This is a genomic window from Micromonospora cabrerizensis, assembly GCF_022230955.1.
Lineage (GTDB): Bacteria > Actinomycetota > Actinomycetes > Mycobacteriales > Micromonosporaceae > Micromonospora > Micromonospora cabrerizensis.
The window spans coordinates 79,527-91,490 of sequence record NZ_JAKKFI010000090.1 but is presented as its reverse complement, the minus strand read 5'-3'; the positions used below and the strand labels follow the sequence as shown (position 1 = coordinate 91,490).

The window sequence follows — 11,964 nt, the reverse complement described above, 5'->3', positions numbered from 1 at the left end:
GCCCCAGCCCGAGGCGGACCCGCATGCCCCAGCCCGAGGCGGACCGGACACGGGACATAGATCTTGACCGGTGGCGGCTGGCGTGGTCGGGTTTCGGGGTGGATGAGCAGTGGCGGGCACAGTTCGACGCGGAGGTGAGCTTCGCCAACGGTGGCGGACTGCGCACCGAGGGGTTCCGGCTGGACATCCCCGGTCCGGAGATCAGCGACGACGACCTGGCGGCGTTGTTCGTCCGGCACCTGGGACTGCTGATGGTCGCCGAGGTTCGGATCAGCGGGAAGACGATCATCGAAGAGCCCCACAAGGGCGGCCGGGGAGTTGCCGTCGACTCGCCGACGCCTGCCCGCCGGCTGGTCGAGTTGAGCCACGTGATCAGCGACGGGATGACCACCCTGCCGGGCTGGCCGGGGCCCCGGATCACCGACTGGTTGACCTTCGCCGCATCCTGGGAGCGGTACGCGCCGGGCACCGAGTTCCACGTGGCGCGGATCGACCTGATCGCCAACACCGGCACGTACGTGGACACTCCCGCCCACCGTTGGGCCGGCGGCGACGACCTGACCGGGGTGTCGCTGGACAGCCTCGCCGACCTGCCCGGGGTGGTGGTCCGGGTGCCGACCGGAGTCCGGGCCGTGGACCGGTTGCTGCTGGCCGCGTACGAGGTGGCCGGGCGCGCGGTTCTGCTGCACACCGGGTGGGATGCGCACTTCGGCACCGAGGGGTACGGCGCGCCGGAGGCGCCGTTCCTCACCGGGGACGCCGCTCAGGCACTGGCCGACGCGGGGGCGGCCCTGGTCGGCATCGACTCGATCAACATTGACGACATGAGCCCGGCGGCCGGCGGTCAGCGCCCCGCGCACAGCACGCTGCTGGCCGCGGGCATCCCGATCGTGGAGCACCTGAACGGCCTGGACGCGCTGCCTCCGAGCGGGTTCCGGTTCACCGCGGCCCCGCCGAGGGTGGCCGGCATGGGCACCTTCCCGGTCCGGGCCTTCGCCGTCGTCAACCCCTGACGCCACGGCGGCAGCAACGCGCCGTCGTCAACCCATGACGCCACCGGCTGCGACAACGCGCAGCCGGTCAGCCCGTGACGCCACCGGCTGCGACAACGCGCAGCCCGACAACCCGGACGCCACCGGCTGCGACAACGCGCCGTCGTCAACCCGTGACGCCACCGGCTGCGACAACGCGCGCCTGGTCAAACCCGGGTCAGTAGCGCACCGAGATCCTGCGGGCGACGGCGTCCACCCGGATCTCCCCGCCGTACGGAATGATCAACTGCGGGTCGGTGTGACCGAAGTCGACGTCGAAGACCACCACCGCGTCCGGGTTGTACGGCCCGAGCGCCCGGGTGATCGCCTCCCGCTGGGCATCGCCCCACGCCTGCCGTTCCGGCACCGACAGTGGCGTGGCGAAGTCCCAGGCCTTGGGGCGACCGACGACGATGGCGGGGAAGGCGGCAAGCAGGCCCCGCTCCCCCATGTTCCGCACGATCCGGAACACCTCCTGCGCGTCGGGCATCTCCTGCGAGGTTTCGACGACCAGCACGGATCCGTGCAGCTCGGCGGCGGTGGGCACTCGATCGGTAGCCAGCAACCAGTGCAGGATCTCCAGGTTGCCGCCCCAGGTGCGCCCCCGTACCTCCCGCTGCGGGCCCTGCCAGCGCCAGCCCGCGCCGGGCAGCATCTCCGGCTCGTGGGCCAGCGTCTCCGGTTCGGTCCACGGGTTGGGCCGGTCACCCCATTCGTGGGCGGGCGTCAACTCGTACCAGTCGGTGGTGAACAGGGCCGCGCGCAGTGACGCGAAGGTCAGCGGGTGCGGCGAGCCGGGCCGGCCGAGGTGCACCAGCACGGAACCGCCGTGGTAGGCGACGATGCCCAGCCGGTACAGGTGGTTGAGCACGTTGGTGTTGTCGGAGTAGCCGAAGTAGGGCTTGGGGTTGGCTCGCAGCACGTCGTCGTCGAGGTGCGGGGTGACGGTGATCAGGTCGTCGCCGCCGACCGTGGCGAGCACCGCGGTGATGCTCGGGTCGGCGAAGGCGGCGGTCAGGTCGCGGGCCCGGTCTCGCGGGTCCGCCCCCATGACCCGGGTGGTCGGATACTCGACCGGCTCCAGGCCGAACTCCTCGCGCAGCCGGCGCAGCCCCAACTCGTACACGTGGGGGAAGACGGCCGGGAGGCCGGCGGAGGGTGAGACGACCGCGACCCGGTCGCCCGGGCGTGGTTTGGGCGGGTATTGCAGCGACACCATGGTCGAACGCTAGCGGTCCGGCCAACCGGTTTCCGCCCTGCCGATCCCGAAACCGGCCATAGGCTCACAAGGTGGACACCGCATCGCAGGGTCGAACCCGGGACTGGGCACCGCGCAGCCTCGGGTTGCTTCTCGGCACCCTCGTGCTCGCCACCGCGTTCATCGCGGCCTACGTCGGCGCACTGCACCAGCCCACACCCCGCGACCTGCCGGTCGGCGTCGCCCTCGGAGACCAGCGCGCCCAGGCGACGCTCGACGCCGTGCGCGGTCAGACCACCATCATCAAACCGATCGGGTACGACGACACGAGCGCCGCCGAGCACGGTCTGCTCAGCCGCGCGGTGTACGCCGTACTCAGCACCGGCCCCGACAACGGCCTGCTCCTCACCGTCGCCAGCGCCTCCGGACCCTCCGCCACCAGCGCGATCAAGGAGGTGCTCACCACCGCCGCCACCCGCGGCGGCACCCCTCTACAGATCGTCGACAGGGTGCCGGTCACCTCGGCCGACCCGCGCGGGGTGGTGCCCTTCTACCTGAACGTCGGCTACGTGCTCGGCGGCTACCTGGCCTCGACCGTGCTCGGAATATCCGCCGGCACCACCCCACGGACGGCGCGGAGGGCCGGGCTGCGCATCGCCGCCCTGGCCGTCTACAGCGTGCTGCTCGGCATCGCCGGCGCGGTCGTGGTCGGACCGGTGCTGGACATCTGGCACCACGACGTACCGACGATCGCCGCGATCGGCGCGCTGGCCGTCTTCGCCGCCGCGATGTTCGCCAGCGCCATCCAGGGCTGGCTCGGCGTCGCGGGCACCGCGCTGGTCATCCTGCTCCTGGTGGTGCTCGGCAACCCCGGCTCCGGCGGCATCTACGCGCCCGAGTTCCTGCCCGGGGTGCTGCGCGGGATGCACCGGTGGAACATCCCCGGCCTCGCCAACGACCTGACCAAGGCCGCCGTGTACTTCGACTGGCGATCGGCCGGCTGGCCCGCCTTCGCCCTCGCGCTCTGGGCGGTGATCGGCGGGCTGGGCCTGCTCGGCGCGAGCCTCGTGCGCGGTCGCCGGGCCGCCGCCTCCGACTCCGGTGCGGAAGCGCCCCGGCCCTGACCCGGCCCGCCCCGGCCCCGCTCCCGCCGGCGACGGTGGTTGAGATCACGTCCGAAAACACCATTCCAGGGGTACTGGATCGCCCTGGGGTCCTCCGGACATCCGGTGGACGCGGATACCATCCAGTGAGTCGGACAGCGCTGTCCTTCGTACCCACGTAAGGGAGCGCACCGTGACCGATCAGCACGACCACGACGGCCCGGACGCCGCGCTGCGTGCCGACATCCGCAGGCTCGGCACCCTGCTCGGGCAGACCCTGGCCCGCCAGGAGGGTCGCCCGCTGCTCGACCTCGTCGAGGAGATCCGCGCCCAGGTCCGCACCGACGCGCCGGCGGCCGCCCAACGCCTCGGCGGGCTCGACGTGACCACCGGCACCAAGCTGGCCCGCGCCTTCTCCACCTACTTCCACCTGGCCAACATCACCGAGCAGGTGCACCGCGCACGGGACCTCCGTCGCCGTCGCGCGGTGCAGGGCGGTTGGCTGGACCAGGCGGCCAAGATGATCGCCGAACGCGGGGTGCCCGCCGAGGAGATCGCGAACGCGGCTCGCCGGCTGGCCGTCCGTCCGGTCTTCACCGCGCACCCCACCGAGGCGGCCCGCCGCTCGATCCTGTCGAAGCTGCGGGCGATCGCCGACGAGTTGGACACCGAGACCGCCAACGCGATCCTCTACGGCGCCAGCGACGAGGGCCCCGCCAACCGCCGCCTGGCCGAGCTGCTGGACCTGATGTGGCAGACCGACGAGCTGCGGCTCGACCGGCCGGACCCGACCGACGAGGCCCGCAACGCCATCTACTACCTGCGCGACCTGTACGCCGAGGCCGCCCCGCAGGTGCTCGACGACCTGGCCGACACGCTGCGCACCCTCGGCGTGGAGACCTCGCCGACGGCCCGCCCGCTGAGCTTCGGCACCTGGATCGGCGGTGACCGCGACGGCAACCCGTTCGTCACCCCCGCGGTCACCCGTGAGGTGCTGACCATCCAGCACGAGCACGGCATCGCGGCCACCGAGAAGGCGATGGACCACCTGATCAACGAGGTCTCGGTCTCCCGCCGGCTGCGCGGGGTGTCCCTGGACCTCTCCGCCAGCCTCGCCGCCGACCTGGACGCGCTGCCCGAGGTGGCGACGCGGTTCCGGCGGGTCAACGCGGAGGAGCCGTACCGGCTCAAGGCGCGCTGCGTGAAGGCGAAGCTCGCCAACACCCGGCAGCGGCTGCGCCAGGGCACGGCCCACGTGCCGGGCCGCGACTACCGCGGCTCCGCCGAGCTGATCGCCGACCTGGATCTGCTGCGCGCCTCGCTGGCCCGCAACTCCGGGCAGCTCACCGCCGTCGGCCGGCTGGCCTCCACCATCCGTACGGTGTCCGCGTTCGGCCTGCACCTGGCCACGATGGACGTCCGGGAGCACGCCGAGGCGCACCACGCGGTGCTCGCCCAGCTCTACGAGGCCGTGGGCGAGGTCTCCGACTACCCGGCGCTGACCCGGCTGGAGCGCACCAAGCTTCTCGCCGACGAGCTGACCGGCCGCCGACCGCTGTCCACCCTGGACACGGCGCTGACCGAGCCGGCCCGCAAGACGTTCGACGTGTTCAGCACCATCCGGGAGGCACAGGACCGGTTCGGCTCCGAGGTGATCGAGTCGTACATCATCTCGATGACCCTGGGCGTCGACGACGTGCTGGCCGCCGTGGTGCTGGCCCGCGAGGCCGGTCTGGTGGACGTGCACAGTGGCCGCGCCCGGGTCGGATTCGTGCCGCTGCTGGAGACCCCGGCCGAGCTGAACGCCGGTGGTGAGCTCCTCGACGAGCTGCTGTCGCTGCCCGCGTACCGGGCGCTGGTGACCGCCCGGGGTGACGTGCAGGAGGTCATGCTCGGCTACTCCGACTCCAACAAGGAAGCCGGGATCACCACCAGCCAGTGGTCGATCCACCGGGCGCAGCGCGCGCTGCGGGACGTGGCCGCCCGGCACGGGGTGCACCTGCGGCTGTTCCACGGCCGGGGCGGCACGGTCGGGCGCGGTGGCGGGCCGACGCACGAGGCGATCCTGGCCCAGCCGTACGGGACGATGGACGGCGCGATCAAGGTGACCGAGCAGGGCGAGGTGATCTCCGACAAGTACACCCTGCCGTCGCTGGCCCGGGAAAACCTGGAGCTCACCCTCGCGGCTGTGCTCCAGGCGACCCTGCTGCACACCGCGCCGCGGCAGCCGGCCGAGATGTTGGAACGCTGGGACGCGACGATGGACGTGGTCTCCGAGTCCGCGTTCCGCTCCTACCGGTCCCTCGTCGAGGACCCGGACCTCCCGGCGTACTTCTGGGCGTCCACGCCCACCGAGCTGCTCGGCGCGTTGAACATCGGCTCCCGGCCGGCGAAGCGCCCGAACACCGGCGCGGGCCTGTCCGGTCTGCGGGCCATCCCGTGGGTGTTCGGCTGGACGCAGACCCGGCAGATCGTGCCGGGCTGGTTCGGCGTCGGCTCCGGCCTGGCCGCCGCGCGTGAGGCCGGGCTGGCGGACGTGCTGGCCGAGATGCACCGCAACTGGCACTTCTTCCGCACGTTCCTGTCGAACGTCGAGATGATGGTGACCAAGACCGACCTGAGCATCGCCCGCCGGTACGTCGAGACGCTGGTGCCGAAGAAGCTGCACCCGATCTTCGAGCAGATCGAGCAGGAGTACGAGCTGACCAAGCGGGAGCTGCTGGCGGTCACCGCCTCACCCGCCCTGCTGGAAAACTCGCCGGTGCTCCAGCGCACCCTGGCCGTCCGCGACACCTACCTGGAGCCGCTGCACCACCTTCAGGTGGCGTTGCTGCGGCAGTACCGGGAGTCCGGTGCCGCCGGGCGGGCAGTGGCCACCGCGCCGGGCGGCCGACGCGCACCGAGTGACGGCACCGCCCTGGAGCGGGCACTGCTCACGACGGTGAACGGCATCGCCGCCGGAATGCGCAACACCGGCTGATCAACCCGACGCCCCGACCCAGCCGCGTCGATCATGGACTTGTGGTGCCCCGCAAGAGCCGCCAGCAAGGGCGAAGCAGGCACCACAACTCCATGATCGACCGGGTTGGGGGGTTGGGGGTGGGGTAGGTCAGAAGTCGCCGCCGCCGAAATCGCCGCCGCCGAAGTCACCACCCAAGTCGCCGCCGCCGAAGTCGCCGCCTGCGTAGTCGCCGCCGCCGACATCGCCGCCCTGGTCGCCGCCGCCGAAGTCCTGGTCGCCGCCGTCGGCGCCCTGGTCGACGCCGTCACCGAAGCCCTCCTGGTAGCCCTCGTCGTAGCCGTAGCCGGGGTCGGCGAAGGCGGGCGAGAACAGCGCGTCGGCGATCAGGATGCCGCCGAGCACTCCGGCGCCGGCGCCCAGCGCCGTCTTCCACCACGGCGTCGAATACCACCCGGCCGGCACCGGCCGACCCTGATAACGCCCACCGGGGTAGTAGTAGGGCGTTTCCCGGCCGGGCTGCGGGCCGGCCCGGAACGTCTGCCCCTGCACGTCGACCTCGCGCTCCTTGGTGAGCTGCCCCACGCCACGGGCGGCGGCCAGCGCCGGCACCTCGGGGCCCGGGTCGATGCCCAACGCGGTACGCGCCGCCCGGATGTAGGCGAGCCCTTCCAGCGCGGTCTCCCGTGCCAGCCCGAACTGGTGCGGAGTCCGCGCCTGCTCCAGCTGTGAGCCGGCCGCGTTGTAGCGCTCACCGGCGTCAGCGAGCGCCTGGCGTACCGCCGGGTCCTCGCCGTGCAGGTTCATCAACTGGCCACCGAGGCGCTCGTACCACCGTTGCGCCTCCGCGCGGGCGTCGGAGAGCTCGGTGCGCCTGCGGGCACCGGTCTGGGCGCGGATGAGCGCTGCGGCGCCCAGTGCGCCGACCAGCACGACGGCGAGGCAGAGCACAAGTTCCATGCCATCGAACGTACCCCCGGGTTGCACGTCATATCCGTCTGGCAAGCTCCGGTGATGGACGTCTCGACGCTGCTTGTGGTGATCGTGTGCCTCGGCGCCGGCGGGGCGGTGGGCTGGCTCGCGGCCCGGTCCCGGTCGGCGGCCGACATCGCCCGCCTCGACGCCACCCTGGCCGCGACCCGGGAGGGCGAGGGCCGGCTGGAGCAGTCCATGCGGGCTTTGAGCTACGAGGCCACCGCGCAGTCGCAGGAGGCCGTGGCCCGGGCGGTCGCCCCGCTGCACGACAGCCTGCGCCGCTACGAGCAGCGGGTGGCCGAGCTGGAGCACGACCGGGTCGACGCGTACGCCGAGCTGCGCGAGCAGGTCCGCTCGATGACCGCGGTCTCCGGTGAGTTGCGCACCGAGACCAAGCAGCTCGTGGCGGCGCTGCGGGCGCCACAGGTGCGGGGCCGCTGGGGCGAGCACCAGTTGCGCCGGATCGTCGAGGCGGCCGGGATGCTGGAGCACTGCGACTTCTCCGAGCAGGTCACCGCCGACAACGACGGGCAGGTCGTCCGCCCCGACCTGGTGGTCCGGCTGCACGGCGGCCGGTCGGTGGTGGTGGACGCCAAGGCGCCGTTCGACGCCTACCTGACGGCGATGGAGTCCCGCGACGAGCGCGGCCGGGACACCCACCTCGACGCGCACGCCCGGCACCTGCGTGGGCATGTCGACGCGTTGGCCGCCAAGTCGTACTGGTCGGCGTTCGACAACTCGCCCGAGTTCGTGGTGCTGTTCGTTCCCGCCGACCCGTTCCTCGACGTCGCGCTCCAGCGTGACCCGACGCTGCTGGAGCACGCCTTCACCCGCAACGTGGTGCTGGCCACGCCGGCCACGCTGGTCGCCCTGCTCCGCACGGTGGCCTACTCGTGGCGGCAGGAGGCGCTGGCCCGTAACGCGCTGGCGGTGCACACCCTCGCCCGCGAGTTGTACGGGCGGCTCTCCACCCTGGGCGACCACGTGGGCAAGCTGGGGTCGTCGCTGGCCGGTGCCGTGACCGCGTACAACCGTGCGGTCGGCTCGTTGGAGGCGCGGGTGCTGGTCAGTGCCCGCAAGCTCGCCGAGTTGGGCGTCTCCGACGAGGAGCTGGCGACGCCCGCGCAGGTCGAGTTGACGCCCCGACAGCCGCAGGCGCCTGAGCTGGCCGACCCGGCCGACGACGAGGTCTCCGCCCGCTAGTCAGTCATGTGACAGTGCGTATGCGTGCATGTCACGAAGTGGTCACAAGGGACCGGCCAGTAGTGACAGTGCTCACCGGCACCCCGAAAGATTTTGCTCACCCACGCGCCCTGCTCCCCGAGGGCCCTGTTCTCTGGAGGAAAGAGAACGTGAGCAAACCCCGAAATCTGAGCAGGCGTACCTCCGCCGCGCTCTTCGCGTCGGTCCTGGCGACGAGCGCCATGACCGTCGTGGGTGGTGCCGCCACCGCGGCCGCCGCTCCCGTCACCACACCGGACGCTTCCCCGGCCACCGCCGCCGAGACGCTGGGCGCTCACGACGCCAAACTGCTCGGTGAGGCCAGGGCCAAGAAGGCCCCGACCGTCACCCTGATCGTCTCCACCGAGAAGGGCGAGACGGGCGATGTCGCCGACCGCCTCACCAAGCTCGGCGGCACCGTCAGCCAGCGGCAGGACAAGGTGGGCTTCGTACTGGCGAAGGTCCCGACCGACAAGGCGCTCGCGGCGGCACGGCTGCCCGGCGTCTCGGCCGTCGACCTGGACGAGGTCATCAAACTGCCGGACCCGACCCCGGAGCAGACCCCCACCGGCACCGCCGGGGCGCGGCAGGCCACGCTCGGGGCGCCAGGCGAGGCCACCCGGGCGGACAACCCCTACATGCCGACCAACGAGACGGGCGCGGTGGCTTTCACCGCAGCCCACCCGGAGTGGGACGGCCGGGGCGTCACGATCGGCATCATGGACTCCGGTGTGGACCTCGCGCACCCGGCGTTGCAGCAGACCACCACCGGTGAGCGCAAGATCGTCGACTGGGTCACCGCGACCGACCCGCTGGAGGACGCGACCTGGCGGCGGATGCAGGCCGAGGTCGCCGGCCCGTCGTTCACCATCGCGGGCGGCACCTGGACGGCACCGGCTGGTGCGTACCGGTTCAACCAGTTCAGCGAGTCCGTCACCGCCGCCAGCGACGCCCGCGGTGACGTCAACCGCGACGGCGACACCACCGACGTCTGGGGTGTGCTCTTCGACCCGGCCACCAACAACATCTGGGTGGACGCCAACCAGAACCGCAACTTCACCGACGACGCGGTGATGCGGCCGTACAAGGAGAAGTACGACGTCGGTTACTTCGGCACCGACAACCCGGCGACCGCGGTCGCCGAGCGGCAGCCGTTCGTCGTCGAGTTCCGCAAGAACGTGAACACCACGCCGATCGGGCTCCCGGGCACCTACGACTACGTCAACATCGGCATCGTCGAGAGCACCCACGGCACCCACGTCGCCGGCATCACCGCCGCCAACGACATGCTGGGCAACGACGTCTTCGACGGCGCGGCCCCCGGTGCCAAGCTGGTCTCCGCCCGCGCCTGCTCCTGGGGCGGCGGCTGCACCGCGGCGGCCCTCACCACCGGCATGATCGACCTGGTGGCCAACCGCGGGGTCGACATCGTCAACATGTCGATCGGCGGCCTCCCGGGCCTGAACGACGGCAACAACGCCCGGACCAACCTCTACAACGAACTGATCGAGACGTACGGCGTGCAGTTGGTCATCTCGGCCGGCAACTCCGGCCCGGGCCTCAACACCGTCGGCGACCCGTCCGTCGCGAACAACGTGATCAGCACCGCCGCCAGCATCAGCAAGGACACCTGGCTGGCCAACTACGGCTCGGTCGTGCGGAAGAAGAACGCGCTGTTCAACTTCTCCTCCCGCGGCCCGCGTGAGGACGGCGGCTTCAAGCCGAACATCGCCGCCCCCGGCTCGGCCATCTCCACCGCACCGACCTGGCAGCTCGGCGTCCCGGTCCCCGAGGCCGGCTACCCGCTGCCCCCGGGCTACGCGATGCTGAACGGCACCTCGATGGCCTCCCCGCAGACCGCCGGGGCCGGCGCGTTGCTGCTGTCGGCCGCCAAGGCCACCGACCGGGGCGTCAGCCCGGCGGCGCTGCGGCGGGCGATGTTCAGCTCGGCCAAGCCGATCGCGGACGTGCCGACGTACGCGCAGGGCTACGGCATGGTCAACGTGCCGGGCGCCTGGCAGCTGCTGCGCCAGGGCGTCGAAACCCGGTCGTACGTCTCCGACGCGCCGGTCTGCAGCCCGCTGGCAGCCCAGCTGACCATCTGGGACGGCGTGAAGTTCGTGCCGAACCCGGGTCGGGGCACCGGCGTCTACAACCGCTGCGGCTCGGCCCAGGGCGGTCACAAGGTCGGGCAGAGCAAGACCTACCCGGTCAAGATCACCCGCACCAGCGGCCCGGCCGGCACCATCAAGCACACCGTCACGCTCCAGGGCAACGACGGCACGTTCACGGCCCCGAAGACGGTTGCGCTGCCGCTCAACAAGACCGTCACCGTCTCCGTCACCGCCAAGCCGGCCGCCGAGGGCGCGCACGGCGCGATCATGAGGATCGACGACCCGGCCACCAACGTGGTCGACTTCGAGGTCTCCACTGTGGTCGTGGCCTCGAACGACGTGAAGAAGCCGGCCTTCTCGTACACCAACGAGGGTTCCGTCGACCGCAACGGCTTCACGTCGTACTTCGTCACGGTGCCGGAGGGCGCCAAGGCGCTCCAGGTGAACCTGTCCGGGATCGCCACCGGGTCGCAGACCCGGTTCATCGCCATCAACCCGCTGGGTGTGCCGGCGGAGGCAACCACCAGCACCGTCTGCTACACCAACTTCTCCGACGCCAACGTCTGCAAGCCGCAGGAGCGGGACTACCAGAACCCGCTTCCCGGGGTCTGGGAGATCGAGGTGGATTCGCGGCGGACCTCTCCGGCGCTGAACAACCCGTTCAAGCTCCAGGCGCGGGTGCAGGGCCTGACGGTCGAGCCGGCGCTGGTCGAGCTGCCCAGTGTCGAGGCCGGCGAGCCGACCCCGGTGAGCTGGAACGTCACCAACGCCTTCGGCCCGGTCTCGGTCAGCGGCCGTAGTGGCGCGCTGACCGGCGTGCGCACCGAGCGTCCGACCATCACCGAGGGCGGCCCCAACCAGGAGTGGACCGTCGAGATCCCGGCCGGGACGTCGACGTTCACCGCCCGGATCGGCAACCCCGCCAACGCGGGCTCCGACCTGGACCTGTTCGTCTACCGGGGCGACACCGAGGTTGGCCGGGCTGCCGACGGCGACTCGGAGGAGGCGGTGACGCTGACCAACCCGCCGGCCGGCACCTACCGGGTCGTGGTGGAGCCGTACGGGGTCGACGGGCCGGGCACCAGCACCGCGTACGACTACTACGACGCTTTCGCGTCCGCGTCGCTGGGCACGATCACCGCCTCGTCAGTCGCGGTGCCGCTGCTGCACGGCGAGTCGACCACCATCACCGGCACGGTGACGGCGGTGGCCGTTCCGGCCGACGGACGTCAGCTCTCCGGTGAGCTGGCGATCGTCACGACCGAGGGTGCGGTCGTCGGCCGCGGCACCGTCTCCATCGGGGCCGTGAACTGATCCGTCCGTAAGACCGACAGGAGCCCGTCCCCGTATTCCGGGGGCGGGC

7 protein-coding genes are annotated in these 11,964 nt (G+C 71.7%); 5 read left to right on the top strand and 2 right to left on the bottom strand.

The genetic code is table 11. The annotated features are described in order from the left end of the window. Window positions 1–23 precede the first annotated feature (23 nt). The gene (locus tag LADH09A_RS24715) at window positions 24–1,013 is read left to right on the top strand and encodes a cyclase family protein (protein WP_238647878.1); all 990 of its coding nucleotides are present in this window, start codon (window positions 24–26) and stop codon (window positions 1,011–1,013) included. Between the two features lie 196 nt (window positions 1,014–1,209). On the opposite strand, the gene LADH09A_RS24710 is transcribed toward LADH09A_RS24715, so the two are convergent. Then, window positions 1,210–2,250, bottom strand: a complete 1,041-nt coding sequence (locus LADH09A_RS24710) for a S66 family peptidase (protein WP_238647872.1) — start codon at window positions 2,248–2,250, stop codon at window positions 1,210–1,212. A 71-nt stretch (window positions 2,251–2,321) separates the two neighbouring features. On the opposite strand from LADH09A_RS24710, the gene LADH09A_RS24705 reads away from it, so the two are divergent. Beyond that, window positions 2,322–3,353 (top strand): hypothetical protein, encoded by a 1,032-nt coding sequence (locus LADH09A_RS24705; protein WP_238647871.1) that lies wholly within the window; start codon window positions 2,322–2,324, stop codon window positions 3,351–3,353. 172 nt (window positions 3,354–3,525) lie between these two features. Further along, entirely contained in the window at window positions 3,526–6,312 is a 2,787-nt protein-coding gene (gene ppc, locus LADH09A_RS24700) for a phosphoenolpyruvate carboxylase (RefSeq protein ID WP_238647870.1), read from the top strand. A 129-nt stretch (window positions 6,313–6,441) separates the two neighbouring features. Here ppc and LADH09A_RS24695 read toward each other — a convergent pair whose 3' ends face one another. Then, window positions 6,442–7,251 (bottom strand): hypothetical protein, encoded by an 810-nt coding sequence (locus LADH09A_RS24695; RefSeq protein WP_238647869.1) that lies wholly within the window; start codon window positions 7,249–7,251, stop codon window positions 6,442–6,444. Between the two features lie 54 nt (window positions 7,252–7,305). Here LADH09A_RS24695 and LADH09A_RS24690 point away from each other — a divergent pair, with 54 nt between their 5' ends. Further along, on the top strand, window positions 7,306–8,469 hold the full coding sequence (locus LADH09A_RS24690) for a DNA recombination protein RmuC (protein WP_238647868.1): 1,164 nt from the start codon (window positions 7,306–7,308) through the stop codon (window positions 8,467–8,469). A 149-nt stretch (window positions 8,470–8,618) separates the two neighbouring features. Further along, window positions 8,619–11,915: a S8 family serine peptidase gene (locus LADH09A_RS24685; RefSeq protein WP_238647867.1), complete on the top strand. Its 3,297-nt coding sequence runs from the start codon at window positions 8,619–8,621 to the stop codon at window positions 11,913–11,915. Window positions 11,916–11,964: the final 49 nt, after the last annotated feature.

Coding starts and splice junctions, on each gene's coding strand:
- LADH09A_RS24715 (WP_238647878.1), top strand. CDS start 24: ATGCCCCAGCCCGAGGCGGACCGGACACGGGACATAGATCTTGACCGG.
- LADH09A_RS24710 (WP_238647872.1), bottom strand. CDS start 2,250: ATGGTGTCGCTGCAATACCCGCCCAAACCACGCCCGGGCGACCGGGTC.
- LADH09A_RS24695 (WP_238647869.1), bottom strand. CDS start 7,251: ATGGAACTTGTGCTCTGCCTCGCCGTCGTGCTGGTCGGCGCACTGGGC.
- LADH09A_RS24690 (WP_238647868.1), top strand. CDS start 7,306: ATGGACGTCTCGACGCTGCTTGTGGTGATCGTGTGCCTCGGCGCCGGC.